General features: G+C 59.6%; 24 protein-coding genes. 12 read left to right on the plus strand and 12 right to left on the minus strand.

What is annotated here, in order from left to right; translation table 11 throughout:
• Window positions 1-103 precede the first annotated feature (103 nt).
• From QD336_RS06860 to QD336_RS06880, 5 genes are all read left to right on the plus strand, one after another.
• Entirely contained in the window at window positions 104-802 is a 699-nt protein-coding gene (locus QD336_RS06860; RefSeq protein ID WP_269341494.1) for a DUF1045 domain-containing protein, read from the plus strand.
• A complete protein-coding gene (locus QD336_RS06865) occupies window positions 799-1,935 on the plus strand; it encodes an alpha-D-ribose 1-methylphosphonate 5-triphosphate diphosphatase (RefSeq protein WP_499169955.1) in 1,137 nt (378 codons plus the stop codon). The genes QD336_RS06860 and QD336_RS06865 overlap by 4 nt, the downstream gene beginning before the upstream one ends.
• Window positions 1,932-2,531 (plus strand): phosphonate metabolism protein/1,5-bisphosphokinase (PRPP-forming) PhnN, encoded by a 600-nt coding sequence (gene phnN, locus QD336_RS06870; protein ID WP_499169957.1) that lies wholly within the window; start codon window positions 1,932-1,934, stop codon window positions 2,529-2,531. The genes QD336_RS06865 and phnN overlap by 4 nt, the downstream gene beginning before the upstream one ends.
• An 87-nt stretch (window positions 2,532-2,618) precedes the next feature.
• On the plus strand, window positions 2,619-3,659 hold the full coding sequence (locus QD336_RS06875; protein ID WP_499169958.1) for an AraC family transcriptional regulator: 1,041 nt from the start codon (window positions 2,619-2,621) through the stop codon (window positions 3,657-3,659).
• 468 nt (window positions 3,660-4,127) lie between these two features.
• Window positions 4,128-4,373 (plus strand): transcriptional regulator, encoded by a 246-nt coding sequence (locus QD336_RS06880; protein WP_331284187.1) that lies wholly within the window; start codon window positions 4,128-4,130, stop codon window positions 4,371-4,373.
• A gap of 282 nt (window positions 4,374-4,655) precedes the next feature.
• On the opposite strand, the gene QD336_RS06885 is transcribed toward QD336_RS06880, so the two are convergent.
• From QD336_RS06885 to QD336_RS06920, 8 genes are all read right to left on the minus strand, one after another.
• Window positions 4,656-5,645, minus strand: a complete 990-nt coding sequence (locus QD336_RS06885) for an Ldh family oxidoreductase (protein WP_499169959.1) — start codon at window positions 5,643-5,645, stop codon at window positions 4,656-4,658.
• Window positions 5,646-5,780: 135 nt separating this feature from the next.
• A complete protein-coding gene (locus tag QD336_RS06890; protein WP_499169961.1) occupies window positions 5,781-6,704 on the minus strand; it encodes an energy transducer TonB family protein in 924 nt (307 codons plus the stop codon).
• A complete protein-coding gene (gene exbD, locus QD336_RS06895) occupies window positions 6,701-7,210 on the minus strand; it encodes a TonB system transport protein ExbD (protein WP_499169962.1) in 510 nt (169 codons plus the stop codon). Before exbD ends, QD336_RS06890 begins: the two co-directional genes overlap by 4 nt.
• Before the next feature lie 6 nt (window positions 7,211-7,216).
• Window positions 7,217-8,350, minus strand: coding sequence for a tonB-system energizer ExbB (gene exbB, locus QD336_RS06900; RefSeq protein ID WP_499169963.1), 1,134 nt, complete (start codon window positions 8,348-8,350; stop codon window positions 7,217-7,219).
• 194 nt (window positions 8,351-8,544) lie between these two features.
• Window positions 8,545-9,282 (minus strand): histidine utilization transcriptional repressor HutC, encoded by a 738-nt coding sequence (hutC, locus tag QD336_RS06905; protein WP_499169965.1) that lies wholly within the window; start codon window positions 9,280-9,282, stop codon window positions 8,545-8,547.
• A 34-nt stretch (window positions 9,283-9,316) separates the two neighbouring features.
• Complete coding sequence (locus tag QD336_RS06910) at window positions 9,317-10,102, minus strand: ABC transporter ATP-binding protein (protein WP_269341485.1); 786 nt, start codon at window positions 10,100-10,102, stop codon at window positions 9,317-9,319.
• Window positions 10,102-10,875: an ABC transporter permease gene (locus QD336_RS06915; RefSeq protein ID WP_499169966.1), complete on the minus strand. Its 774-nt coding sequence runs from the start codon at window positions 10,873-10,875 to the stop codon at window positions 10,102-10,104. The genes QD336_RS06910 and QD336_RS06915 overlap by 1 nt, the downstream gene beginning before the upstream one ends.
• Before the next feature lie 119 nt (window positions 10,876-10,994).
• Window positions 10,995-11,936, minus strand: coding sequence for an ABC transporter substrate-binding protein (locus QD336_RS06920; protein WP_499169968.1), 942 nt, complete (start codon window positions 11,934-11,936; stop codon window positions 10,995-10,997).
• A gap of 206 nt (window positions 11,937-12,142) precedes the next feature.
• Between QD336_RS06920 and QD336_RS06925 the strand changes: the two genes are divergently transcribed.
• Window positions 12,143-12,853, plus strand: a complete 711-nt coding sequence (locus QD336_RS06925; protein ID WP_499169969.1) for a YoaK family protein — start codon at window positions 12,143-12,145, stop codon at window positions 12,851-12,853.
• Between the two features lie 12 nt (window positions 12,854-12,865).
• Here the strand turns inward: QD336_RS06925 and QD336_RS06930 are convergent, their stop codons facing one another.
• A complete protein-coding gene (locus tag QD336_RS06930) occupies window positions 12,866-13,384 on the minus strand; it encodes a hypothetical protein (RefSeq protein WP_269341481.1) in 519 nt (172 codons plus the stop codon).
• A gap of 77 nt (window positions 13,385-13,461) precedes the next feature.
• On the opposite strand from QD336_RS06930, the gene QD336_RS06935 reads away from it, so the two are divergent.
• Entirely contained in the window at window positions 13,462-14,100 is a 639-nt protein-coding gene (locus QD336_RS06935) for a trimeric intracellular cation channel family protein (protein WP_269341480.1), read from the plus strand.
• Between the two features lie 73 nt (window positions 14,101-14,173).
• On the opposite strand, the gene irrA is transcribed toward QD336_RS06935, so the two are convergent.
• Complete coding sequence (gene irrA, locus QD336_RS06940) at window positions 14,174-14,593, minus strand: iron response transcriptional regulator IrrA (protein WP_006309975.1); 420 nt, start codon at window positions 14,591-14,593, stop codon at window positions 14,174-14,176.
• A 317-nt stretch (window positions 14,594-14,910) separates the two neighbouring features.
• Here irrA and fabA point away from each other — a divergent pair, with 317 nt between their 5' ends.
• The 5 genes from fabA to QD336_RS06965 all read left to right on the plus strand — a co-directional run bounded on the left by fabA (window position 14,911) and on the right by QD336_RS06965 (window position 18,905).
• Window positions 14,911-15,426: a 3-hydroxyacyl-[acyl-carrier-protein] dehydratase FabA gene (fabA, locus tag QD336_RS06945; RefSeq protein ID WP_269341479.1), complete on the plus strand. Its 516-nt coding sequence runs from the start codon at window positions 14,911-14,913 to the stop codon at window positions 15,424-15,426.
• Between the two features lie 76 nt (window positions 15,427-15,502).
• Window positions 15,503-16,726 (plus strand): beta-ketoacyl-ACP synthase I, encoded by a 1,224-nt coding sequence (fabB, locus tag QD336_RS06950; RefSeq protein ID WP_269341478.1) that lies wholly within the window; start codon window positions 15,503-15,505, stop codon window positions 16,724-16,726.
• Between the two features lie 6 nt (window positions 16,727-16,732).
• Window positions 16,733-17,539 (plus strand): enoyl-ACP reductase FabI, encoded by an 807-nt coding sequence (gene fabI / locus QD336_RS06955; protein WP_065114546.1) that lies wholly within the window; start codon window positions 16,733-16,735, stop codon window positions 17,537-17,539.
• A gap of 182 nt (window positions 17,540-17,721) precedes the next feature.
• Entirely contained in the window at window positions 17,722-18,315 is a 594-nt protein-coding gene (locus tag QD336_RS06960) for a TadE/TadG family type IV pilus assembly protein (RefSeq protein WP_269341477.1), read from the plus strand.
• Entirely contained in the window at window positions 18,312-18,905 is a 594-nt protein-coding gene (locus QD336_RS06965) for a TadE/TadG family type IV pilus assembly protein (protein ID WP_269341476.1), read from the plus strand. Before QD336_RS06960 ends, QD336_RS06965 begins: the two co-directional genes overlap by 4 nt.
• Before the next feature lie 39 nt (window positions 18,906-18,944).
• On the opposite strand, the gene QD336_RS06970 is transcribed toward QD336_RS06965, so the two are convergent.
• Window positions 18,945-20,714: a diflavin oxidoreductase gene (locus QD336_RS06970; RefSeq protein WP_499169971.1), complete on the minus strand. Its 1,770-nt coding sequence runs from the start codon at window positions 20,712-20,714 to the stop codon at window positions 18,945-18,947.
• The gene (locus QD336_RS06975) at window positions 20,711-26,215 is read right to left on the minus strand and encodes a glutamate synthase-related protein (protein WP_499169972.1); all 5,505 of its coding nucleotides are present in this window, start codon (window positions 26,213-26,215) and stop codon (window positions 20,711-20,713) included. The genes QD336_RS06970 and QD336_RS06975 overlap by 4 nt, the downstream gene beginning before the upstream one ends.
• Between the last annotated feature and the right edge of the window lie 242 nt (window positions 26,216-26,457).

Genomic DNA, 26,457 nt, shown 5'->3' on the forward strand with positions numbered 1-26,457 from the left:
CATTCTGTCACGGAAACCGATTACCTCGCACTCCTGACCTTGCGGGAAGCGGGCGAGTCACGCCAAATAGCATCTCATCCCTGGTTTCCCATGACACTGAAGAGTGCTTGCCGTGCGCTACGCTATCTATTTTTCTCCGGCTAAGGATCATCCGCTGACTGAAGCAGCCTCGCGCTGGCTGGGCCGGAATGCGTTTTCCGGCACATTGCATGACGACCACGACGATTATTCCGACATGACGGAAGAGCCCCGCCGTTACGGTTTCCACGCGACCCTGAAGGCCCCGTTCGAACTCGCCGAAAAATACAGCGAAGCGGAGCTGCTTGCAGCCGTCGAAGATTTCGCGGCCAGCCAGTCCGCCTTCGAGATTCCGCGCGTGGTCGTCGGCGCGCTCGGACCGTTTTTCGCACTGGTTCCGGACCGCACCTATCAGCCGCTGCAGGATTTTGCCGCCGAGATCGTCGATCATTTCGACCGGTTCCGTGCGCCCCTGTCCGAGACCGATATTGCCCGGCGGCGGCCGCAAATGCTGACGGAGAGCCAGCGGCAAAATCTGTCTCTCTGGGGTTATCCGCATGTCATGGATGATTTCCGCTTTCACATGACGCTGACCGGCCGCATCGATGAAAGCGACCAGCCCGCCATGCATGAGGTCCTTTCGGCGCGGTTTGCCGAATTTGTCGATCAGCCCCTCACTATTTCCGGCCTCGCTTTGTTCATTGAAGAAACGCGCGGCGCTCCCTTCACCGTTCACCGCTGGCACCCGCTTGGCCAGCAGCCAAAGAAAGATGCGAACCCATGACCGAGCACGCCCTTTCCAACGCCCGTATCGTTCTGGAAGACGATATTATTCTGGGCTCCGTCCTGATCCGTGATGGCAAGATCGCCGATATCAGCGAAGGTGCTTCCAAAACCGGAGAAGACCTCGAAGGTGACTTCCTGATCCCCGGCCTGGTGGAACTGCACACTGACCATCTGGAACAGCATTATTCGCCGCGTCCCGGCGTCATCTGGGACAAGATCGCCGCCATTCAGGCCCATGACGCCCAGGTGGCGGCTTCCGGTATCACCACCGTATTTGACTGCCTGCGCCTCGGCTCGGATGAGGACGGTGGTTTCAAGAAAGGCGAAATGCGCGAAATGGCTGACGCCATTGAGGCGGCGGCGGATCAGAACCGTCTGCGTGCGGACCACCTGCTGCATCTGCGTTGTGAAGTTGCCTCCGCCGACGTGCTGGAGCATTTCGAAGACTTCGAAACCGATCCGCGCGTGCGGCTGATTTCGTTGATGGACCACTCCCCGGGTCAGCGCCAGTTCCAGTCGATGGATCAGTACATTTTCTATTACCAGAAGAAGCGTGGGCTGAGCGACGAGGCTTTCGCCGAGTTCGTGCGGCGCCGGCAGGCGGCTTCGGTGGAATATTCCGCCAAGCACCGCGACTATCTGGCGGCCCGTTGCGCCGAGCGTGGCATCACCGTCGCAAGCCATGACGATGCCACCGAAGCCCATGTGGGCGAGGCTATCGGCCACGGCGTAAAACTGGCGGAATTCCCCACCAGCGTCGAGGCCGCAAAGGCCTCGCACAGCGCCGGCATGAGCGTGCTGATGGGCGCCCCGAACATCGTTCGCGGCAAGTCCCATTCCGGCAATATCGCCGCCCGCGATCTTGCCGAGATCGGCGTGCTGGATGTTCTCTCTTCCGACTACGTGCCGTTCAGCCTGCTTTTTGCGCCCTTCCTGCTTGCCGATCAGGTCGAAGCCATCACCCTGCCGGAAGCGCTGCGCATGGTCACCGCCACACCGGCCCGCACCGTCGGCCTTCTTGACCGCGGCCGTATCGCGACGGGATTGCGCGCCGATCTGGTCCGGGTTCATCGCGAAGATGGCGTGCCGGTCGCCCGTTCGGTCTGGCGCCAGGGCAAGCGCGTGGCATGACCACCGATGGAGGAGATAGCCGGCGCGCATTGTCGCCCGGCACGATGATCGTGATTGTCGGCCCGAGCGGGGCCGGCAAGGATACGCTGATGGACTATGCCGCGGCACAGCTTTCCGGCCGGCCGGGTTTCCATTTCACCCGCCGCGTCATAACCCGCAGCGGCGATGCCGGCGGTGAAAACCACGATGCCGTTTCGATGAACGAATTCAACCGGCTGGAAAATGAGGGTGCATTCGCGGTCTCCTGGCAGGCGCATGGGTTGAAATACGGCATTCCCGCCGCCGTCCATCGTCATCTCGATGCGGGTGAAGTGGTCATCGCCAACGGTTCCCGCTCGGCCCTGCCCCATTTCGGCACCGCCTTTTCCCGCCTGAAGGTGGTGAACATCGTTGCGCAGCCGGATGTATTGGCGCGGCGGCTTGAGCAGCGCGGGCGGGAAAGCCGGGACGATATTCTTCGCCGGCTGGAACGCAGTTCACTCACGGTCGTCGGGGACTTCGACATAACCACCGTCGATAATAGCGGTGCCATAGAGGATGCAGGCAAAACCATCATGCAGGTGCTGGAGCAAAGCGCCAGCCTCAGCCGCACATAAAATCCCGGAATCGGGCTGCTCGACAAACGCGCACTCTAAGCTTACCATCAGGCGACAATTTCCAAACATGGTGCGCCAAGGCGAGGGATGCCTGAAAAGAGGGTCAGCGACGAGATAACTGTGGTGGCTGGTCTGGCCGCCGGCGTCAGCAATTATGCGCGTGCACGGGGCATCGATATCGCGCCCATCTGCAAGGCTCTCGGCATTGATCCCGCCACATTCACCAGCCTGACGGAGCGCATCAGCCTCGATAGATTGTGCCGTCTGCTCGAGACCTGCGCATTGATTTCCGGTGACGATGCCTTTGGCCTGCAGTGCGCCTCCACCTTTCCAGCCGGCGCATCCGGTGCGTTTGGATATGGGCTGATCAGCGCACCGACGGTGCGGGCGTTCCTGCGGTTTCTTCAGGACCATGTTTATTACGCAACCAACAACAGCAACTTCACCATGGTGACGGATGCCACGCAGGTGACCCTGTCATGGTCCTTTGCGCCCGTCATCGCCAAGCGCGATCAATATGTGGATTTGTCTCTCGCCGTTCTGATACAGCGTCTGCGTGACATTCTCGGAGAGCGCATCAACCAGGTCGAGATCGGTCTGGAACGGCCGAAACCGAATAATATTCAGTTATTTAAAGAGAGAATGACAAGACGGATCAGTTTTTCCCAGCCCATCCATACAATGCGGCTGCCGATATCGCTTCTGGATGTGGTCAATCCGAATGCGGATGAACGCCTGTTCGAATTGATGAATTTGCAATGCCGCATGCTGCGGCCGGAAACATCGGCGGACGCCACACATTTCATCGATCAGGTGACACGGTATATGCAGATGCGGCTTTCCGATGCGGAGCTTTCACTCGGCGAGATCGCGCCCTATTTCAACCTGTCGGAACGCAGTTTCCAGCGACGGCTCGCCGAGCTTGGCACCAATCTCAACGAGATAAAGGATATCATTCGCAAGAATGCGGGATTTAAGCTTCTTGTAGAAAGCGATCTTCCGGTCTCCGACATCAGTTACAGGCTTGGCTATTCGACGCCCGGTGCGTTTTCGCGTTCCGTTTCCCGTTGGTTCGGCGCAACACCAACGGATATACGCAAGAAACACGCGCATCATTCCGCCGGATAATCCATATTTACGGCATGAATATTTCGAAAATAAACTTTTAAATTTAAAAATATGTCGGCATTTGCCGAGATTTGTGTCGAAACATAACAATAAAATCGCAAAACTTGGCGTGAGATGTTATTCTATCGTCGCGGGATATCGCCTAATAGAGCGCCGCGTAAGCCTGAAGCCATGACGGAAACCGTTACAAAGCTTTGAATCTGCATATTGTTCTAGTCAGAACCACTTACGGTTCCTGACTATATCGGTGCGCAGGGAATAGTGTCCATGTCATGGGGCAGGGTCATGGGGCAGGCTGGCTAGGGCAGCAGCCCTTTATCGCATAACTCCTGATGCCGGATGAAACCTGTTGGTGAAATTGGCGTTTCTGTTCGCGTAGAGACAGAGCGGCCAAAGAGCCGGTTTCAGAATATGAAATTACTAGCTGATCGCATGTCGGAAGGTCGATCTCTTTTGGGGCTGAAAAAAATGTCTTCAAAAATGCCGCATGAACATCGCCAGACGCGTGAAATCGTTCTTTCGGATCGTGAACGGCACTATCTGGGGCTGGTGGCGCGGGGCAAACACCCCTCCCACGTCGCCCTGATGACCGGCGCGGACGAAGCCGATGTGAAGGATACTCTGGACCGGGTGCGAAACAGGCTGGGCGCAACCAATCTGCTGAATGCCGTCAGCATCGCGCTGCTGCGCGGTCTGATCGAACGGGATGCCTAAAGGGTTTTGACATTTCCGGACGGAAACCGGGAGCCAGATCAAAACCACCCCGGCTTTGCCGTGACTATATCCAGGCTTACGCGAAATCGTCCCCTTCCCGTAGGCTGAAAACCGAATGAGCGGCTTTATGCGTCAAAATCCTTCCATATCAATGGCGGGATGGCGGACCAAAAGCGGACCGGACATGATGTCTGGCCCTATCGACGCAATGCAAAGCGGCCATAGACGGTTTGCCCGGCGGATCATATTCGATCCGCCGGGTTTCATTATTCCGACCCGGCTTCAGAGCGATTGAATTTCTGCCAGAATATCGCTTTCGATCATGATGCCGCTTTCCAGCGCCTGTTTGCGGACGCCCTGGCTGCGACGACCGGGCAGGCGCACATTTTCCTGCTTTTCTATCTCTCCGGCAATGAGCGCCAACCGCCCGGTAAAGGCCGCACCGCCCGATGATATGGGATCTATGGCGATGATCGTGTGGCCGAGGGAGGGTGGCGCACCCTTGTCATCCAGAAGGGATGAGGCCTCGAAACCGAAGTTTCCACCGGTCACCGCAGCCGCCATGATCTCCACCATCAGCGCCAGAGCAGCGCCCTTGGCCTCGCCCGCAGGCACCATGGTTCCCGCAATCGCCTCTTCGGGATCGGTCGTCGGTCGGCCGTTTCTGTCAAGCGCCCAGTCGCCGGGAATGGTTTCACCCTTCTGGCGTGCCGCCATGATCTTGCCGCGCGCGACCTTTGAAAGGGCCAGATCGATGACCAGCGGATCGGCGCCGTCGATGGGCGCCGCAAAGGCGATAGGGTTGGTGCCATAAAGCGGCGTGTGGCCGCCCCAGGGAGCCATGGAGGCCGGCGCATTCGCGAACATGAGCGCGACAAGGCCCATTTCCGCAAAACGTTCGACCGTCAGAGCCATGACGCCTGCATGATGGGAGCGATGGATGGCTGCAAGCGCGATGCCCTGCTGCCGGGCCATATCCGGCAATTCCTCAAGAGCGCAGTCTATCGCCGGATAGGCATAGCCATGATTGGCGTCGATGGAGAGCACCCCCGGCTTCGCCCGCGTCGCCACCGGACGCGCCTTGCCATCCACCTTGCCGACCCGCGCCTGGCGGACATAAACGGGGATGCGGCGAAATCCATGGCCTCCCTGACCAGCCGCCTCGGAAGCGACCAGTGCCTTCGCCACCGAACGGGCATTTTGTGGCAGAACGCCATTGCGCTCAAAGATAGAGGATACGAGATCCTCCGCCTCTGCGATTGAGAGTTTCATGATTTTCGTAATTCCTGTTGGCTTGCGAGCGGTGGGACGGAGTGACCCTACTCTGCGGTATAGGGTCACCGCAAATCAACATGGAAAACCATCCCGTCCTCTTCAAAGTCGGAATGGCCTGGTGCCGTTCCAATCTTACTCGAAAAGGACCGGCAAGGTAAAACTGGGATTTACACCCGGTGGTGGCGGCGAGACGGACGCTTTTTGTATGACGGCCAGCAACTTCTGGTCCATCGCCGGGTTACCAGTCGACGATAGAATCCTCACGCCGCCCACGGATCCGCCGCTATCTATCTTGAATGACACAGTAATGGCCATTCCGGATTTTCCAGCCGCGCGAGCCAGTCGCCTTTTAATGGCTGAGCGTACTTTTGCGTCCCAATCCGCCTTGGACATAGAGGACGACGACGAGAAAAAGCTGGAGTTGCTGCGCGATGCCGCTGTCCGGTCGGACTGCTGGGCCTCCGCCTTTGCTGTTTCGCGGAATTCCGATGCCTGCTGCGGTTTGGGCCTCTGGCGCTCGACCTTCTTTTTCTCTTCGGGCTCTTTCTTTTCCACCTTCTTTTCGACTGGTGGCGGCGGCCGCATGACAGGCAAGGGAACCTCGACATTTTCGAGTTCCGCCATCATCTGTTCCTGAACGGGGTCGATCGGCTCCACCGGCTCGGGAATTTCCTGCGGTTCGACGATCTCCTCGACCGGCGGTTCCGGCGGCTGCACGGGCTCGGGCGGTGGCGTTTCCGCAACCGGTTCCGGTGGCGGCGGCTCTTCCGGAGTGGCTTCCTCCACCGGTTCACTGCTGTCGCTCTTCACCTCCTGGGTGTCTTCAACTTCATCCGCCTGCGTCGTCTCCTCGGTTTTGATGGCCTCCGGTATCGCCGCCATTTCGATCATGATCGCGGCAGGCGGCTGCCCACCGGCATCCTGTTCCTCGGGCGCCTGCATCAGATAATAGGCAAAGCCGGCATGAACGCTCAGCATGAGCAGCGCCGCGGCAGACCACAGCACCACTTCCCCAAGGCGGGAATGGCGGGCCTGCGGGTAGCCGTTTTCGGTCATGGCGCAGTTCCCTGCCCTGCCGGCGCGGCGGGCTGGTCAGAGGGTTGGGCCGCAGGCTGTACGGAACCGGCAGGCTGAGATGCCGCAGCCGCATTTTCCAGTCCCACCAGGGCGATCTTCAGATAACCGGCATCCCTGAGAAGATTCATGATTTCCATGAAGTGACCGTAATCAACGGCCTTGTCGGCCCGCAGGAAGATGCGCGTATCCTTCTTGCCGCCCGTCTGGCGATCAATGGCGGCCGCCAGGGCCTCGCGGGCAACCGCATCATTGCCGAGATTGAGCGAGAGATCGTCCTTGACCGTCAGATAAAGCGGCTCTTCCGGGCGCTCCGCCGGCTTGGCGGTGGATGCGGGCAGATCGACATTCACATCGACGGTGGCCAGCGGTGCGGCCACCATGAAGATGATGAGCAGGACCAGCATCACGTCGATAAAGGGCGTGACGTTGATTTCATGGCTCTCGGAGAGATCGTCTCCGCTATTGTCGCGAATACCGCCAGCCATGACCGATCACCGTCCAACCAGCGACACGGCAGGTTTGCTGGCGCTGCCCGGCGGAATGCGGCGGAAATCGAGGTCGCGGCTGACGAGGCGTTCCACACCGGCTGCTGCATCCGCCAGCAGATGGCGATATCCGGTAATCGAGCGGGCGAAGACGTTGTAGATGACCACGGCCGGAATGGCCGCGACGAGGCCGATGGCGGTTGCGAGAAGCGCTTCCGCAATGCCTGGCGCGACGACGGCGAGATTGGTGGTCTGCGATTCCGAAATGCTGATGAAGGAATTCATGATGCCCCAGACCGTGCCGAAGAGGCCGACGAAAGGCGCGGTGGAACCGATGGTCGCCAGAACGCCCGTTCCGCGCGACATACGGCGACCGGCATGGGTTTCGATCCGCGACAGCGCCGAGGAAACACGCTCCTTGATACCGCCGCCATCCGTGTGCTCGACCACCGCATCGGAAAGCTGCATTTCATGGGTAGCCATGCGCAGCATCAGCGCGGCGGGTCCACCCTTCTTCTCGACGGCCTCGGTGGCCTCGGTCAGAGTTTTTGCCCTGCGAATGACCTTGAGCGTCGCACCGGCACGCACCCGCGCACCCGCAAGCTCGATCGATTTCGCCACCCAGACCGTCCAGGTGACGAGCGAGGCAAAGGCGAGGCCGATCATCACGCCCTTCACAACCCAGTCCGCCGCCATGAACATGCCCCAAGGGGACAGGTTGTGCGGGATGTCCGCGCGACGTTCGGCACTGGCCGGCTCAGCACTGACGGGTTCTACCGGGGTGGAAGTTTCGCCCGGCGTTACCGTCTGATTGACCTGTGCAGGTTGCTCGGTCTGCGCCGGCTGCGGCGCCGGCGCGGGATCCGTTGCGGATTGAGCGGGCGCGGGCTGAGGCGATGATGGCTGCGCTGTTGCGGAAGGCTCAGCGGTTGGTGCACTCGGCATTGCGGGAGCTACCGGCGCCTGTGGGGGCTGAACCGTCTGTGGTGCGGATTGAATCTGGGTTTCGGGGGCCGGCTGAGCAAAAACCGCACCGGCACTCAAACCTGTCAGCAAGGCAGCAACCATGGCAAGGGAGGCATGCCGTGTTGTATTTGCCTTGTTGAAGGACACGGAAGAAGTGAAGGTCTCAGCTGACATAATTTTTATCCCCGGATTTCCGTCGATGAACTCATCCGCAGATTGACCGGTTCCTGAAAACCGGGGCCATGAACGGATACCGCCATAAAAGCTCGACGTTCCGATAATAAACCTGAGTTCTTTTGACAACTATTATATTGTCAAAAGACGACCCGTAAACTCTTCTTTACAAAAAATTGACTGTCCGAGACGCTTCAGCCGCTTTGCGAAGGCGAAAACTGCGCCATCAGAGCGTGCCGGTCTCCGGGATAGGTGACCCGGACGCTGGTGATATAATCCGCCCCGTGCCAGGTGCGGCGATCGATGACCAGGCAGGCCGCACCGGAGGCTATACCCAGCGCCGCGGCGTTTTTGCGGTCTGCGGAAACGGCGCTGATACGATGTTCGGCGGCGCTCCAGGGTACCATTTTCAGCAACCAGGTTCCCGGCCCGACCTGCGAAAAATCGGTGCCTTCCGCCTCGGGAACAGCGGTGACATTGATAATGCGTTCCTCAAGGCAAAATGGAACGCCACCGGCAAAATGCGTGCAGGTGAGTTCCAGAACCGGGGCATCGGCGGCAAGCGCCATGGCCGCACCATCGTCCTTGCCCGCAGGGCGCAGCCGTCGCTTATCGAGACGGTAGCCATAAACGAGGCCGAGCGCCTGCACCTCCCGCTCGATATCATGGATTTCCAGCACAGCGGATTGCGCATGGGGCTGGCGAACAAAGGTGCCGAGACGCCGGCGTCTTTCAATCAGGCCGCGCTGGACAAGTTCGCCAAGCGCCTTATTCACCGTCATACGCGAACAGCTATATTGCCGGGTCATCTCGTGTTCGAAGGGGATACGATATCCCGGCGGCCATTCGCCCGACATGATGTGGCGCTCGACATCGTTACGGATGCGCTCGTGCAGCGATTTTTCCTGAAGATCGGCGCCTGTGCTCCTCATCCCGATACGTCTCTCCTCCCCTTTGCCGTATTACCTACCCATGGGCCGCGGCGGCAATCGCCTCGCTGCGTATTTCCTCCGTGAGTTTCGCCCGCAGCTCGGAAAACTCCGGGCTGGCCTTGACGGTGTAATGCCGCGGATGTGGCAGGTCGACCGGCGTGATCGACTTGATGCGGCCCGGCCTTGCGGACATGGTCACAACACGCGAGGCCATGAAGACCGCCTCTTCAATATCATGGGTGACGAAAATGACCGTCTTCTGCTCACGTTCCCATATGCCGAGCAGCAATTCCTGCATCAGCCCGCGCGTCTGGTTGTCGAGGGCGCCGAAAGGCTCGTCGAGCAACAGGATTTTCGGACCATTCGCCAGGGCGCGGGCGATGGCGGTTCTCTGCTGCATGCCGCCGGACAGCTGTTTCGGCCAATGGTTTTCGAAACCGCGCAGGCCGACCTTGTCGATATAACTGTCGGCGATTTCCCATTTTTCCTTCTCGGCCACGCCCCGCTCGCGCAGGCCGAAGGCAACGTTTTCCCGGATCGTCAGCCAGGGAAACAGCGTATAGGACTGGAATACCATGCCGCGATCCGCCCCCGGCCCCGTCACCGCCTTGCCGGACAGCAGCACCTCGCCCGTCGTCGGACGGTCAAGGCCGGCTATGATGCGCAACAAGGTCGATTTTCCACATCCTGACGGACCGAGGATGGTGACAAAATCATTGCGTGGGATTTCCAGATTGGTCGGCTGCAGGGCCAGCGTCGGCTGGCCGCCCTGCACGCCCGGAAAGGTGCGGCTGACGCCCTTGATAACGAGTTCGCTCATCAGGCAAGCCTCCAGGCGAAAAGCTTCCGGTTCAGCGATTTGAACGCGAAATCCGAGATAAGGCCGATGACACCGATGACGATGATGCCAAAGATGATCTGCCCGGTCGCCATCAGCGCCTGGCTGTTGATGATCATATAACCGATGCCCGAAGACGCGCCGATCAGTTCGGCGACGATGACATAGGTCCAGGCCCAGCCAAGGACGAGGCGAAGGATTTCGGCAATGTCCGGCGCATTGGCGGGAATGAGGACGCGGCGCACCACGCCGCGGTCTTTCGCACCCAGCGTATAGGCGGCCTCCACCAGATCGCGCCGCGTGCCGGCAACCGCCACGGCCACCATCAGGATGATCTGGAAGACGGCGCCGATGAAGATCACCAGCAGCTTCTGCATCTCACCGATGCCCGCCCAGAGAATGAGCAGCGGCACGAAAGCGGAAGCCGGAAGATAGCGCGCAAAGGACACGAAGGGCTCAAGCAGCGCCTCGATGGGTTTATAGGCGCCCATGGCAATGCCGAGCGGCACGGCGACGACCGATGCCAGCACGAAACCGCCCACCACGCGCCAGATCGTCATGCCGATATCGCCGGCAAAGCCCTGATCGGTCAGCAGATAAATGCCGTCCTTGAGCATGGTGATCGGGTCGGCCAGAAAGGTCGGCGACACGAAACCGCCGAGCGTCGCAAAGCCCCAGGCGGAAAAAAACAGCGCGAAGAACAGGATACCGAGGATGATCCTCGTGCCGTTCTTGATGGGTTGAAGAGGTTGCATTCTATCGCCTGTCCGGAAAACCGGCGCGGCACTTTCGCCGCGCCATCAGAGCACACAATCGACGCTCTCAAAATGGTCACTGACTGCACATTCCCCGCAGGGCTGCGCCCGCCTTTCTCTCACTTGATGAAAGACGTATCCGCGAGCGTCGAAAGATCGGGTTTCGACTTTATCACGCCGATTTCAAGAAGCAGATCCGCCGATTTTTCGGAGAATGTCTTGAATTCACCCTCGAAGAATTTCTGGTTGGCGGCCTTGTCCTGCCATTCGAGGAATTTTGCCGAAGCGGCAAAGGCCTCGCCGGACTGTTTCACGTCCGCGCCCATCGTCGCATAGGACTTTTCAGGATCGGCCTTGATGAGTTCCAGCGCCTGGAAATAGCTGTCCGCCAGAGCCTTGGCCGCCTCAGGATTGGCCTTCAGGAAGTCCGGCGTGCAGCCGAAGGTATCCATGACTGCGGGATAATCCAGCGTCGTGGCGAGGATCTTGCCCTTGTCGGGGGCGGCGCGCACGGTGGAAAGATAGGGCTCATAGGTCATGGCCGCATCATTCTGGCCGGCGACGAAAGCCTGTGCGGCCGGTCCCGGCTCAAGGTTGACGACCTTTACATCCTTCAGCGTCAAGCCGTTTTCCTTAAGGATCCAGGCCAGGAAGAAATAAGGCGAGGTGCCCGGCGCGGACGCAGCAACCGTCTTGCCCTTGAGATCCGTTACTTTCGAAACATCGCTACGCACGGCAATGCCATCGGCGCCATGCGACTTGTCCATCTGGAAAATCTGGGTGGATTTCACGCCATTGGCGTTCCAGGCGATCCATGTTTCCACCGTGGTGGCGGCGCACTGGATGTCACCCGAAGCGAGAGCTAGGTGGCGGCTGGCTTGCGGTATCTTCTTGATATCGACCTTCAGGCCGTTCTTTTCGAAAATGCCGGCCTGCTTGGCAAGCGTCAGCGGTGCAAAACCCGTCCAGCCGGACATGCCGATCGTCACCGACGTTTCGGCATATGCGGAAGCGGATGAGGCAAGTGCTGCAATAGTGGCGAGAACCCACGTTCTTTTCATGATCCGGACCCCTTTTGATTTATTTTTGTGCGATGTTATTTTTCGCCTTATTTGAGGCATCGTAGGCAGGGATTTTATATTTGTCTAGACAAAATAGAAGCGCTCGAACACCTCCGGAAAGATTGCAAACCGGCCCTCCGGCATTCTAGACATAGGATAACACGGCCTATCTGTAGCGCCGCTGTTTTTCGATATCGAGCGTTCCCATGACCAGACAAAGACGTCGCAACATCATCAGGGCGAGGCGCACCGGAACCGGAATTGCGCTGGTGGCTGCCATCTCCTTCATAGCGGGCATGACAGATGCGGTGGGCCTGCATATTTCAGGCGACTTCGTATCTTTCATGACCGGCAACACCACCCGCGCCGCCGTCTCGGCACAGGCGGGTCTCTATTCCCACGCCGCGAAGCTGCTTTTCGCCATCGTTGCTTTCGTGGCGGGCAATGCCGGCGGCATCGTGGTGGCACATAAGTTTGAGCGGCGCATCTTTGCCGTTCTCTTAGGCGTGGGGTCATTGGTGGCGATTGCCGCACTGCTGCGCGGCGAGGCTACCGCGCTTGCGCAGTTTTACCTCGTGGTTTTCGCCATGGGCATGGTCAATGCCGCCGTGGAGCATATAGAGGGGCTGCCGATCGGCCTTACCTATGTTACGGGCGCTCTTTCCCGCTTTGGCCGCGGCATCGGCCGTTTTCTTCTCGGTGACCGGAGCCTTGACTGGGGCATCCAGATCGTTCCGTGGCTCGGCATGCTGAGCGGTGCGATCTGCGGCGCCATTCTCGGCGCGACTCTCCAGTCCGATGCCCTGTGGGTGGTTGCGGGCGCGGTTTTCGCCGTCGCCATCGCCACCCTCATTATTCCACGCTCATTGCGCCAGCGCTATAATCAGCGTGTCAAAATCCGGCGGATTGCACCCTGACCGTTGTCGCCGTCACTTTCGTGATATCGTGACGAATTTCGTGCCGCGGACCCTGACCGTCATCAGGCAGGGTTCCTTGTCGGTACGCTCGCAATAACGCGGATGCATCTTCAACACAAAAACCATGTTGCCGAACCGCTTGATGAACTCATAACCGTAAATCCGGGCCGTCGCGATCATCAGATAACCGCCCTCTTTCACCTGGACGTAGAAATTATAGGGGCATCCTTCGTCATCGCAGCTGCGGCCCTTTTCGCCGTCGCAATCCAGAACGCCGTGATTGACGACGGCGTCCATCAGGCCGTCATTGTTGATATCCAGCCGCGTGACGAAATCATCGCCGAAAGCCGCCACCTTGCACTCGTTGCGGAAATGATCCTTCTCGTAAATCTCGGGGTCGCTCACCAACTGCTGCTGGGCCGAGAGCGCCGCTGGAAACATCAAGAGAACCAACGCCTGAAGAGCGGCAACGAGAGCGATTCGCACGGCATTTTCCTTTGCATCCGTTTCGGTTATGGATGTTGCGATCATCCGGGCGGCCAGCCTAGAGTTTAGTGCTTGCGCGACACTGACGTGTTCGCAGCCCGTGTTTCGGGGGGAACCTTTTCATGACGCTTCTGGGTTTTCTCGATTATGCCGGTGTCGCCGTCTTTGCCGCAACCGGCGCATTGGCCGCCTCGCGCAAGCAGCTCGACCTGATCGGCTTCCTGTTCTTCGCGGCCGCGACCGGCATTGGCGGCGGCACCGTGCGCGATCTCGTGCTGGGCAGAACGCCGGTCTTCTGGGTGATAAATCCCACCTATATTCTCGTCTGCGTCTCGGTCGCGGTTCTGCTGTTCTTTACCGCGCATCTTTTCGAATCCCGTTATCGGGTATTGATCTGGCTCGATGCGCTCGGCCTTTCCGCCTATTGCGTCATGGGAGCGGCCAAGGGCCTTGCCGCGAGCGGCTCGGCAACCGTCGCCATCGTCACCGGCGTTCTGACAGCAACATTCGGTGGCGTGCTGCGTGATATTCTCGCAGGCGAACCTTCCGTTCTGCTGCGGCCGGAGATTTACATCACCTGCGCGCTTCTGGGCTCTTCCACCTTTATTGTCGTCTATTTCCTCGGCGCACCGCTTTATGCCGCATCAGCGGCGGGTTTCCTGACAGCCCTCTGCGTGCGGTCGGGCGCGCTGATCTTCGGCTGGACTTTCCCGCCCTACAAGGCCAAGCCCGGCAGGCGGCCGGAAGACGTCATGAAGTGACATGGAAATGACCGCTGAAAACAGAAATGGCGCCCATGGGCGCCATTTTCACATCCGTTATCAGACTAGAACTTCAACCGCGCTTACGGCGAAGGCGGATGACCACGTCCACATGGGCGATTTCCATGCCCTCTGGCGCTTCCGGCAGATTGTCGATCTGGAGATTGTTGATGGGGATATCGAGAACCTCGTTCTCACCTTCCACGAAGAAGTGGTGGTGATCCGAGACGTTCGTATCGAAATAGGTGCGGGCACCTTCCACGGCGAGAACGCGGATCAGACCGGCCTCGGTAAACTGGTGCAGCGTGTTGTAGACCGTGGCGAGAGAAACAGGCACGCCGGCGGTAACCGCCTCGTCATGCAGTTCCTCGACCGTCAGGTGCCGATCACCCTTTGCGAAAAGAAGATCGCCCAAAGCAACGCGCTGGCGCGTGGGCCGCAGCCCAGAGCGCCGCAGCCTCGTTCCGATATCCAATGTGGCGTCAAATGCCATGCAATCCCATTCCAAACAGAGGTATGAAACCCGTCAATTGCAATAGCATATATCTTTTGCAGGGAATGCTTTCAATAGTTTCAGCGCCGCAGAGTGTCGCAAATGGCTGCAAACCAGCCATTCCTGCAAATTTCCTCTGGTTCCTGCCGGATGGTTCCTGTATGCGGACGGCATATTGAGGTAATGACTTCTGCAAAGAAGGTTCTGAAGACAAAGAATGGGGCCGGAGCGGCCTCTGCCCTTGCAGCGCTTCATTTTGAACCTAACTTGCTCTAGTGAAGTCGTTCAACACCAGTGATTGGGGAAGTGAAAGCGGTATGGCAACGAGGCAATCAAGTTACAATTACGAGGAGATTCTTTCCTGCGGTCGCGGCGAATTGTTCGGCCCTGGAAATGCTCAGCTCCCATTGCCCCCCATGCTCATGGTTCACCGGATCACCGAAATTTCCGAAACCGGCGGCGCCTTCGACAAGGGCTTCATCCGCGCCGAATACGATGTCAGCCCCGATGACTGGTATTTCCCCTGCCATTTCCAGGGCAATCCGATCATGCCGGGCTGCCTCGGCCTTGACGGCATGTGGCAGCTGACCGGTTTCTTCCTCGGCTGGCTGGGCGAAGAAGGCCGCGGCATGGCGCTTTCCACCGGCGAAGTGAAGTTCAAGGGCATGGTCCGCCCTCACACCAAGCTGCTTCAGTATGGTATTGATTTCAAGCGCGTGATGCGTGGCCGTCTGGTGCTTGGAACTGCCGATGGCTGGCTGAAGGCGGATGGCGAAACCATTTATCAGGCGTCGGACCTTCGGGTCGGCCTGTCCAAGGAAAAGACCGCCTGACACAGACGGAAATAGTTCAGACAAACGCCGGGCGGCTTCGGTCGTCCAGCCGAAATCTTAAGAAAAGGTCCCTTTCATGAGACGAGTTGTTGTCACCGGCCTCGGTATTGTTTCTTCCATCGGCGGTGATGCCGCTGAAGTCACCGCGTCGCTGCGCGAAGCCAGATCCGGCATTTCATTTTCGCCGGATTTTGCCGAACACGGCTTCAAATGCCAGGTCTGGGGCAAGCCCTCTCTCGACCCGACCGATCTGGTCGACCGCCGCGCCATGCGCTTCCTGTCGCAGGGCGGCGCGTGGAACCATGTGGCCATGAAGCAGGCGATCGCCGATTCCGGTCTCGAAGAGAGCGATATCAGCGGCAATGAGCGCACCGGCATCATCATGGGTTCGGGCGGTCCTTCCACCCGCACCATCGTTGAAGCTGCCGATATCACGCTCAAGAACAACAGCCCGAAGCGCATCGGCCCCTTCGCCGTGCCGAAGGCCATGTCTTCCACCGCCTCGGCCACGCTCGCGACCTGGTTCAAAATTCACGGCGTCAACTATTCGATCTCGTCGGCCTGCTCCACCTCGGCGCATTGCATCGGCAACGCCGCCGAGATGATCCAGTGGGGCAAGCAGGATGTGATGTTTGCAGGCGGCCACGAGGATCTCGACTGGTCGATGTCCAACCTCTTCGACGCCATGGGCGCAATGTCGTCCAAATACAATGAAACGCCCAGCCTCGCGTCGCGCGCCTATGACGTCAACCGCGACGGTTTTGTGATCGCTGGCGGTGCGGGCGTTCTGGTTCTTGAAGAGCTGGAGCATGCCAAGGCGCGCGGCGCCAAGATTTACGCCGAGATCGTCGGCTACGGCGCAACCTCGGACGGTTACGACATGGTGGCTCCTTCAGGTGAAGGCGCGATCCGCTGCATGCGGCAGGCGCTTTCCACCGTCAAGGGTGACATCGACTACATCAACACCCACGGCACCTCGACACCGGTTGGCGACAGCAAGGAAATCGGCGCGATCCGCGAAGTCTTCGGCGACAGGATTCCCCATATCCAGTCGACCAAATCGCTCACCGGCCATTCGCTGGGTGCGGCCGGCGTGCAGGAATCGATCTACGGCCTGTTGATGATGCAGGAACGCTTCATCGGCGAAAGCGCGCATATTTCCGAACTCGATCCGGAATTTGCAGGCGTCCCGATCGTTCGCAGCCGTATCGACAATGCCAAGATCGACACCATCCTTTCCAATTCCTTCGGCTTCGGCGGCACCAACGCCACGCTCGTCTTCCAGCGTCATAACGGATAATTGCCCATGAACGGCATCATGCAAGGTAAGCGCGGCCTCATCATGGGCGTCGCAAACAATCATTCCATCGCCTGGGGCATTTCCAAGGCACTTGCGGCACAGGGCGCAGAACTTGCCTTCACCTATCAGGGTGAAGCGCTTGGCAAGCGCGTGAAACCGCTCGCCGCGGAACTGGGCTCCGACTTCATCGTACCTTGCGATGTCGAGGATATTGCTTCCGTGGACGCGCTGTTTGCGACGATCCGCGAAAAATGGGGCTCGCTGGATTTCGTCGTGCACGCTATTGGCTTTTCCGACAAGAACGAGCTGAAGGGCCTCTACGCCGACACGACGCGTGACAACTTCAGCCGCACCATGGTCATTTCCTGTTTCTCCTTCACGGAAATCGCCAAGCGCGCGGCTGAACTGATGACCAATGGCGGTTCCATGCTGACGCTGACCTATAATGGTTCGCAGCGCGTCATCCCGAACTACAACGTCATGGGCGTCGCCAAGGCAGCTCTTGAGGCGTCGGTTCGTTATCTTGCCGCCGATTACGGCCCGCGCGATATTCGCGTCAATGCCATCTCGGCCGGCCCGGTCCGCACGCTCGCGGGTGCCGGCATTTCGGATGCGCGCGCGATCTACGCATGGAACCAGAAAAACGCGCCGCTGCGGCGGACGGCGGATATCGACGATATCGGCGGATCGGCACTCTACCTCCTGTCCAGCCTGTCACGCGGTGTAACGGGCGAGTGCCACTACGTGGATTGCGGTTATAATATCACCTCGACACCCACGCTCGAGGTTCTGTCCAAGGCTGACGCGGAATAAACCGCCCTTTATATTCGACAAGAGCCCGGCCAAGTGCCGGGCTTTTTCATGCAGCGTATCAAATTCGGAAATCATTAAAGTGTAGTTCGGCGAAGTAACTGAATCTAAACATCGGGTGGTTATGGTCCGCAACAAAATTAACGGTTGCGCTTGCTACATTTCTTAGAGATCGACACCACCTCATGCGACTGGCCAGACTGAAGCCATTGCTGGAAAAATTCGGGCTCTCGCGCGATGGGACAGCAGCCATCGAATTCGCGATCCTCGCAATTCCGTATTTCCTCGTCGTCTTTGCCATCATCGAGACCTTCATCGCCCTCATGGCGGAACAGGTCGTCGTGAATGCCACCGAGACCATGGCGCGGCGCCTGCGCACCGGACAGATCAGCAGCGCCATCTCCAAAGAGGATTTTCGCAAGAATTTCTGCAATGAGGTTGCGGTGATGATCACCTGCGCAGATGAGATTCAGAAGGAGCAGAAACTTTATATCGACCTTCGCTCCTTTACCGCCTTCAAGGATATTCCGACCGCGATACCCCTGAAAGCCGTTGGCGAATATTACGATCTCGATACGGCCCAATTCGGCTTCAAGCCGGGCGGACCGGAAACCATCAACATGTTGCGCGTCTATTATCGCTGGCGCGTGGTCGCCGATATCATCCGCCCATATCTCACCAAAATACGTCCGGCCGATGGATCGATGCCCTCCCATTTCCTCATCGTCGCGACCGATGCTTTCATGAACGAGAAATACATCACAAGCGGGGGCTCATGATGGCCGGGCTGGTATCCGTTGCGACAAACGGCAAACGGCGTCTGATCGCGCTTGTTTCACGCTTCGCCAAAGATCGCCGGGGCGTGGGGGCGGTGGAATTTGCCATCATCTTCCCGATATTGCTCGCGCTTTATTTGACCTCTTTCGAATTGACGATCGGCTACAATACCTACAAGCGGGCGAGCACCGCATCCGCCACCATCAACGACCTGATATCGAAAACAGGTTCCGTCGATAAAACCTATCTTGCTGGCATGCAGGATGTCGCGGCCGCAGTCTTTGCGCCCTACAGCATCAAGGGTCTTCAGTTGAAGATCAGCGGCATCAAGATCGACGCACAAAAACAGGCGAAAATCACCTGGTCCTGGGATGAGAAAAACCAGAGACCCTATGCCGTGGGATCAGCAGTCGTGGTTCCAACCCGCCTGCTGGTGCAGGACAGTTTCCTCATCCACGTCGAGCTTTCCGTCCCGCATGAACTGCTGATGTTCATGCCCGATCTCGCCTCATCCGGGACAAAGTCGATCACCATCAGCCGGGATTATTTCTTCAAGCAGCGTGATGTGGAGACCGCCTGCACCAATTGCTGAGGCAATCGGCGTATCAGAGGCGATCTCCCCTATCGAAGACTAATAGACGTCGCGCAGATAGCGTTTTTCGCGCTTCAGCCGGTTCACATAATCGCTTGCGGCTTCGGCGGAGATGCCCGCCTCATCGCTGATGATGCCGTGCAGGGCATCGTCGACATCCTTTGCCATACGGGTCGCATCACCGCAGACGTAGAAATAACCACCCTCTTCAAGCCATTGATAGAGCGCCTTGCCGTTCTGCCGCATGCGGGTCTGGACATAGATCTTCTCCGCCTGATCCCGCGAGAAGGCGAGGTCGAGACGGCTCAGCACGCCGTCACGGCTCATGTCGCCAAGTTCGTTTTCGTAGATGAAATCCGACTGCCGGTGCTGGTCGCCGAAAAACAGCCAGTTTTTGCCCTTGCCGCCGCGCGCCTGTCGCTCCTGTAAAAAGGCCCGGAAAGGCGCGATGCCCGTGCCCGGCCCCACCATGATCATCGGCGCCTCATTGTCCTGCGGCACACGAAATGCCTTGTTCGGCGAGACGAAAATTCCGGCATTCCCTCCTGCCTCCACCCGATCGGCGAGATAGGTGGAGCATACGCCACCACGCTCACGTCCCTCGGCGCGATACCGCACGCTGGCGATCGTCAGATGCACGCTGTTTTCCGCAACCAGCGGACTGGAGGAGATGGAGTATGCCCGGTGCTGCAGCGGCTTCAGGAAGGTTATGAATTCGGCGAGCTCGAAGAGAGGCTTTCCGCCGAGATTGAGCAGGTCGAGAATATCCTTGCTCCAGAGAAATGCGGCCAGCTGCTCCTTGTCCCCATTCGCCAGGATGTGGCCGAGTTCGTCATGGCCCGCACGCTTGCCGATTTCAGCCACCAGTTCGCGCGAGGGCGTCGAGATTTCGTACATGTTGAGAAGCGCATCGCCAACCGGCCGGTCCAGCCCGGCGACTTCGCTGTCTGCACCTATGCCGAAGTGTTCGAGCAGCGCGCCGGCCAGTTTCGGGTCGTTAAGGGGAACGACGCCAAGCGCATCACCCGCCTCATAGTCGAGCCCGCTTTCGCCGAGACCGAATTCATAGTGACGGATTTCCTTGGACGAGCCGGGACCGGACAGGCGGCGATTGACGCTCACCGCGGCCGAATAGGGGTTCTTGCGGTTCCAGCCCGGTTTTGCCCGCGCGGGCGGCTCGGCGATGTCCGGCATGGTGACAACGGCCGCCTTGCCGCCATCGACCGCAAGGGCAAGCGGCAGGGTCTCACCAATCCACGCGGCGGCCGCATCTTCAAAATCGATATCGCAATCGATACGCGTCTTCATGCGTTTGCCGCCGAGTTGCTCGAAGCGCGTGTCGATGAGCTTGCCCGCCTGGCAGAAACCATCATAACCGGTGTCACCAAGCGCAAGCACGGCGAAATTCATCTCATCCAGCCGTGGCGCGCCGTCAGCTGCAAGCGCCTCCCAGAAAAGCTGGGCATTATCGGGCATTTCGCCTTCACCATAGGTCGAGGTGACGACAATGACCCGCTTCATGGAGCCAAGACTATCCATGGAAACATCGTCCAGTGCGGCCACCACCGGCTGCATGCCCTGCGCCCGGGCAGCGGCGGCGATATCCATTGCCAGAGCCTCGGCATTACCGGTCTGGGTGCCGAACAGGATGTTGAGCACGCTGGCCGCCGCTTTGGGAGTGGCGGCGGCAACGGATGCCTCCATGCCGATGGCGACGCGGGAATGCAGCCCGGCCAGAAAGCCGGCAAGCCAGGCGCGCTGGTCGCCATTGAAGGGCGCATCTTCGGGTATGTAAGGTATCTTCATCATGCTGCCCTGTTCTGGCTGGATACGGTGGCGAGGTCCGGAATGGCACGGGCCGCGAAAAGCTCCTCGAAGCCCGGCAGGCGGCCGATCTTCTCGATGTTTTTCCGGTTCTGCTGGATGATCCAGCCATAGGTGCCGGGGCTGTCCACCGACCAGATGTTGCGTCGCGCCAGCGCCTGCTTGTAATCATCGAGGCGCTTGGCGGCGATCATCACCGCAAGCTGTTCGTCGTCATGATCGGAAAGCGCCTCACGCGCATATTTCAACAGACGCTGCATCAATGCGTAGTCTTCCGTGAGGATGAGATTGCGCACGGCTTTTTCGATTGCCGGATCGGAAGGGCCTGACGCAATCGGCAGCCGCTGAAGGGCAATCGCCTGCGCCATGCTCAACACCGTGTAGTTGTTGATGAGCGCATACATGTCCTCCGTGTCCGTCTCGCCATAACCCGGCACCGTTCCGTTCAACACGGACTTGCGATCGCGATAGGCGAGCTTGAACTTGCGCAGCTGATGAGCGGCAAGCGCGGAGGCCAGTTCTTCCAGAAGTTCCTTGCGGGGCTTAGCCTTCAGAATTTCGTCGCTGTCCTGATAGAGTAGCAGGGCGCGCGGCATGCCGTAGACGAAATTGTGCTGTTCGCTCTCCCAGTTTTCCAGAAGCCATGCCGCCTTGGCCGAGCCGGTTTCCGCCACATGCCAGCTCAGAAGCTGATGAACGGCCTGATTATGGATCGCGGCCTGTTCATCCTCACCCGTGATCGAGCCGAGCAGGATCGAATCATGACTGACCTTCTTCGGCAGATCGCCATAGGGATCATATTGGTAGACGAAACCGCCGCTCATGCCGTTGCCGAAACCCTTGCCGAAACTGCCGAGGTTCAAGACTGCGCCATTGGTCATATATTCGCAGGCGAAGTCACCCACACCTTCGACCACGGCGGTGGCGCCCGAGTTACGCACTGCGAAACGGTCACCCGCCTGACCTTCCACAAAGGTGCGGCCGCCGGTGGCGCCGAACAGCGCAAAATTGCCGACCAGCACATTGCCGCCCGCCTCTTGCGAACCGCCGCCGGGAGAGCGCACGACGATGGTGCCGCCGCAGGCGCTTTTGCCGACGCCGTCATTGCAGGTGCCGGTATGGACCATGACCATGCCGTCATTGCAGAAAGCGCCGAAAGACTGTCCTGCCGAACCGGATGTGTCGATGCGCACCGACCCCGCTTCCAGGAACCGGCGGCCACGGCTGTCCCGCTTCACCGCCGGCAGCGCATCCACCTCTTCGTCGGAAAGCTCATAGTTCAGCATGCGTTCAATATCGACGGCGAGCTGGCCGCCAACGCTCTTGTTGCAATTGTTGAGGAAACGGTTGCCGCCAAGCTCGATGCTTTCCCGCTTGCTGTCGACCAGCGCCGAACGCACGAGTTCGATGAAGGCATCGTCCAGCGCGAAATCCTTTTCCATGTAGACAGGACTGTCGATCTTCACCTCTTCGACCACGGCAAGCATTGCCCGGAGGTCAAGCTGGCCGACGCTCGCCGGATGATCGAGGAGGTGAAGAAGATCGGAACGGCCGCGTGCCTCCCGCAACGAGCGCAGCCCGAGTGCGGCCAGAATTTCACGCGTTTCGTGGGCGATATTCATGAGATATTGCGCCAGCGCGCGCGGGTCACCGTTGAAGGCTTCCTGATTGGTGGTGAGACCGGCCGGGCACTTGATGTTGCAGTTCTTCGCCATGACGCATTTCAGCATCATCAGCGCCGTGGTGCCGAATTCGAAGCTGTCGCCGCCGAGAAGAGCCGATTTCACCACATCGCTCGCCGTCTGGTGCGCGCCGGAGCAGCGCAGCAGCACCTTGGCGCGCAGGCCAGTGGCGCACAGCGCCTGATGCACTTCCGCGATACCGATTTCCGCAGCACGGCCGGTATATTTGAGGCTGGTGACGGCAGCAGCCCCCGTGCCGCCGGTATTCCCGGCGACATTGATGACATCCGCACCCGCCTTGGCGACACCGACCGCGATCGTGCCGATACCCTCCGACGAGACGAGCTTGACGATGACGCGCACGCGCGCCGCCTTGGCGTCATGGATGAGCTGGGCCAGATCCTCGATCGAATAAGTATCGTGATGCGGCGGTGGCGAGACGAGCTCTACGCCGGGCGTGCCACCACGCGCGGCGGCGATTTCCACCGTCACCTTGGGAGATGGCAGCTGCCCGCCCTCGCCCGGCTTTGCGCCCTGGCCGATCTTGATCTCGATCTCTTCCAGCATCGGATCGGCAAGATAACCGGCCCATACACCGAAGCGGCCCGAGGCGAACTGCTTGATGCGGGAAGCACGGATGGTGCCGTAACGGGAAATATGCTCGCCGCCCTCACCCGAATTCGACATGCCACCGACCATGTTGGTGCCATGCGCCACCGCCTCATGGGCAGCGGCGACCAGCGCGCCATGGCTCATGGCGCCCGATGCAAGCGTCCTGGTGATCTTGCTTGCCTTCTGCACCGTGTCGAGCGGAATGCTCTGTGGCGCGGTGCGGATCAGCGACAGATAGGCGGAGGCCTCACCCCTGGCCTGAACCAGCAGCGCGCCGCCTTCCAGCCAATGGCCGGCGATATCGTCACCAAAACGGTCGAGCAGTGACTGGCCAAGCGCCGCAAGGCGGGCAAGTTCGTGGCCGTGCGAGCCGGTCAATTGCAGCCGGAACGTACCTTCTTGAGCCTCTTCGCAGCGCAATCCGCGCACCATGAAGCTGTTATTGCCCTGCCGGGAAAAACGGCCCATTTCCCGGCGGAATTCTTCCGCCGACCCCGCGAACGTCACGTCCGCCGGCAGCTCCAGAACATCGCGCAGGGCGGCAGGGCGGCGCGCCCTTTCTTCCGCCATCATGCGGGCGAAGGCGCGATAGCCGGGCGTCACCTCGAATTTATCGATCGCTTCCGGAGTCAGCCGGTCGAAGCTGTTGTGATAATAGGCAGCATCGTTAAGACCGAAGGCATCTTCCAGCCGGTTGAGCGGCAGCAGGCGCAGTGCCTCCTCGTTTTCGGTCCCCTCATCGAAACCGATCTTTTCCTCCGTCATGTCCACGAAACCGCGAACCGCCGTCGTGCCATAGGAATGGCCCGCACCTTCGGCACGCTCCTTGAAGAGACCCAGCAGCGGAATGTCGTTTTCACCCTTCACGGACAGCGCCTTGCGGTGCCAGTCCGCCACCGCCTGGGCGATGACGGTGAAATTGACGCCACCAACCGGGGTCTTCACATTCGGGAAATAACGCTTCAGCACCGGATCGTCGGTATCGAGGAAATTCGGCTCGAAGAACTCACCACCGATGTAGCTTTCCGCCGTGCACAGGCCAACCTTGCCCATGGTCTTCATCAGCGACTTTTCTGCCGCCTTGGCGAAGCGCTTGAAGGCCTTGTCGGCCTCGGCGCCGAACTTCTCCTCGGCGCGGAACTGCACGCCGAGCGGATAGATCGCCGAAGCGCCGAAGCCCAGGCCGGCTGCGATGTGATGCGAGGAGGAAAACTGCCCGCTTTCGACGATCAGGGAAACACGCAGCCGCAGGCCTTCCTCGATCAGCCGCTGATTGATGGCGGAAACGACCATGATCATCGGCAGAGCCGCACGGCCGGCCGAAACGTGCCGGTCGGTGACGACGGCAATGCCGCCTTCGTCAGCCGCGAAAGCGACGACCTCGTCGCAGAGACCGTCGATAGCCTGCCGCAAGGCCGCTTCATTGGCCTCCGCAACATCGAAGACTGGCGTATAGAGCATTTCGAAACGGCGAACCGGCGTCTCGGGCTGTTCGCGAATGCGCAGCATATCGAGGTGGGTCAGGATGGGCGACCGCACGACGATCTGGCGGGCCTTCTTCGCACCGCTGTTCGGCTTGGCGCCGAGAGCCACCCGCAGCGTCATGCCATCGGCCTCGCGAATACTGTCAAGCGGCGGGTTGGTGACCTGCGCGAAACGCTGCGAGAAATATTTGGCGACCCCACCTTCCTGATCGGAAAGCGCGTTGATGGCATTGCCATAACCCATCGCCGATATTTTTTCCGCGCCGGAGGCCAGCATCGGGTCCATCAGGAACTTGAAGCTTTCCTGATTGTGCGAGTAGGCGACGTAACGCTGGTGCCGTTCCAGATCACCATTGTAACGCAGCGGCGAGCCCTGCTTTTCCGCCAGCACTTCCGGCAAATCTTCCAGCATGACTCGCGCTTCGGACAGCAGCGACGGATAGTCCCGCCGCGAGGCGAGAAGCTCCAGTGCCTCAACGGTGGAAAAAGCGCGCCGTTCGGCGTGATCGTAATAGAGCATGCCGCCCGCCTCGATACGGCCGCGGCGGATGACTATTTCTGCGGGAAAGGCTATCTGCCCCGCTTCCGACATGACACAGAGATAATCCTCCGTCTCGACCGTGCGTAGCGGGCGCAGACCGAGGCGGTCAAGACGCGCGCCGATGATGGTGCCGTCGCCGAAGATCAGTGCGGCCGGGCCGTCATTCTTCTCCTCATAGAGCGAGAAATATTCCAACATCGCCTTCACGCCCGGCGACAGCGTGTCGTCGTTTTCCCATGCCGGCGGCATCATGGAAACCACGGCGGTCACGAGGTCGAGCCCGTCCTCCATCACCCGCGCCTGCAAGGTCTGGTCCAGACGGCAGCTATCCGACTGGCCCTTCGGCCGGATGATGCTGGCATTCTTCGCCAGCGCCACGGCCGCTTCCGACAGGCGGTTCTTCTTGTCTGTATTGAGCTCGCCATTATGCGCCATCAGGCGGAAGGGCTGCGCCATGGAAGGGTGCGGATCGGTATTGGTGGAGAACCGCGTGTGGAAATACATCGTATGCACTTCATGACGCGGGTCGGTAAGGTCGCAGAAATAGGGCATGACCTCATGCGAGTTCAGGCGCCCTTTCAGAACCTGTGTCCGCGCGCTGAGCGACAGCGGATAAAAGCCTGCAAGGTCCGGCACGGTATAGGCAAGCGCCTCGATGGCGAGCAGCGCCTTGTGGATGCGCCAGTCGAATTCGACAAGGCTTGCACATTCGGCCGGGGCAGCGAAAACCCATTGCCGGATCGGCAACTGATAGGGGATGGCGGCGGGACGGATGGCCGCGTCATTCACCGGCGCATCGCGGACGAGGAGGACCGAAAAGCCCTGCTCCTGCAATGCGTCGCCGATGATGGCAACCGCCTGATCGTGAAAAGCGACGTTCTGCGGCAGAAAGAAATTGCCGACGCCAAACCGGCCGGCCTGCAAACCTTCGTCACCGGTCAAGGTCCTGAAGAAGGAGAGCGACAGATCCAGCGAAACACCGGCGCCATCACCCACGCCTTCCGCCGACATACCACCGCGATGCGGCACGGCACAGAGCGCTTCATGGCCGCGCTTCAGCACATCATGCGTCTGCACGCCATCCTTGCGGGTGATGAAACCGACGCCACAGCTGCTTTTCTCAAAAGCCGCATCGTAAAGGCCGAATTTTTGCTCCGTCACACTCAAGGCACTCTCCTCTCGTTGCGCATTTCGCGCGGCATCGCCCTCTTTTCCCGAAACCCGGCGCGGCAGCCGGCACTCTGCGGGCGGAGCCGCAGGCGACCTGGCTGCTCCTATTCTTCTGCTTATCGGCGTTTAATGGCGCGAACGGTCGTTTTGCGGCCGCCAAACGGCGTGGCGGCAATGGCCGCTTTCTCGCAAATAATGATCGTCGTCGTTCGCATCGCGTTCCCTGAAGGCCGGCTTTC

Origin of the sequence: Rhizobium sp. BR 250 (genome assembly GCF_047445855.1) — a bacterium.
Taxonomy (GTDB): Bacteria; Pseudomonadota; Alphaproteobacteria; order Rhizobiales; family Rhizobiaceae; genus Agrobacterium; species Agrobacterium tumefaciens_I.

Coding starts and splice junctions, on each gene's coding strand:
- QD336_RS06970 (WP_499169971.1), bottom strand. CDS start 20,714: ATGATGAAGATACCTTACATACCCGAAGATGCGCCCTTCAATGGCGAC.
- phnN (WP_499169957.1), top strand. CDS start 1,932: ATGACCACCGATGGAGGAGATAGCCGGCGCGCATTGTCGCCCGGCACG.
- fabB (WP_269341478.1), top strand. CDS start 15,503: ATGAGACGAGTTGTTGTCACCGGCCTCGGTATTGTTTCTTCCATCGGC.
- exbB (WP_499169963.1), bottom strand. CDS start 8,350: ATGTCAGCTGAGACCTTCACTTCTTCCGTGTCCTTCAACAAGGCAAAT.
- QD336_RS06885 (WP_499169959.1), bottom strand. CDS start 5,645: ATGAAACTCTCAATCGCAGAGGCGGAGGATCTCGTATCCTCTATCTTT.
- hutC (WP_499169965.1), bottom strand. CDS start 9,282: ATGAGGAGCACAGGCGCCGATCTTCAGGAAAAATCGCTGCACGAGCGC.
- QD336_RS06865 (WP_499169955.1), top strand. CDS start 799: ATGACCGAGCACGCCCTTTCCAACGCCCGTATCGTTCTGGAAGACGAT.
- QD336_RS06965 (WP_269341476.1), top strand. CDS start 18,312: ATGATGGCCGGGCTGGTATCCGTTGCGACAAACGGCAAACGGCGTCTG.
- fabA (WP_269341479.1), top strand. CDS start 14,911: ATGGCAACGAGGCAATCAAGTTACAATTACGAGGAGATTCTTTCCTGC.
- QD336_RS06925 (WP_499169969.1), top strand. CDS start 12,143: ATGACCAGACAAAGACGTCGCAACATCATCAGGGCGAGGCGCACCGGA.
- QD336_RS06910 (WP_269341485.1), bottom strand. CDS start 10,102: ATGAGCGAACTCGTTATCAAGGGCGTCAGCCGCACCTTTCCGGGCGTG.
- QD336_RS06935 (WP_269341480.1), top strand. CDS start 13,462: ATGACGCTTCTGGGTTTTCTCGATTATGCCGGTGTCGCCGTCTTTGCC.
- QD336_RS06930 (WP_269341481.1), bottom strand. CDS start 13,384: ATGATCGCAACATCCATAACCGAAACGGATGCAAAGGAAAATGCCGTG.
- QD336_RS06915 (WP_499169966.1), bottom strand. CDS start 10,875: ATGCAACCTCTTCAACCCATCAAGAACGGCACGAGGATCATCCTCGGT.
- QD336_RS06960 (WP_269341477.1), top strand. CDS start 17,722: ATGCGACTGGCCAGACTGAAGCCATTGCTGGAAAAATTCGGGCTCTCG.
- QD336_RS06890 (WP_499169961.1), bottom strand. CDS start 6,704: ATGACCGAAAACGGCTACCCGCAGGCCCGCCATTCCCGCCTTGGGGAA.
- QD336_RS06880 (WP_331284187.1), top strand. CDS start 4,128: ATGTCTTCAAAAATGCCGCATGAACATCGCCAGACGCGTGAAATCGTT.
- QD336_RS06920 (WP_499169968.1), bottom strand. CDS start 11,936: ATGAAAAGAACGTGGGTTCTCGCCACTATTGCAGCACTTGCCTCATCC.
- fabI (WP_065114546.1), top strand. CDS start 16,733: ATGAACGGCATCATGCAAGGTAAGCGCGGCCTCATCATGGGCGTCGCA.
- irrA (WP_006309975.1), bottom strand. CDS start 14,593: ATGGCATTTGACGCCACATTGGATATCGGAACGAGGCTGCGGCGCTCT.
- QD336_RS06875 (WP_499169958.1), top strand. CDS start 2,619: ATGCCTGAAAAGAGGGTCAGCGACGAGATAACTGTGGTGGCTGGTCTG.
- exbD (WP_499169962.1), bottom strand. CDS start 7,210: ATGGCTGGCGGTATTCGCGACAATAGCGGAGACGATCTCTCCGAGAGC.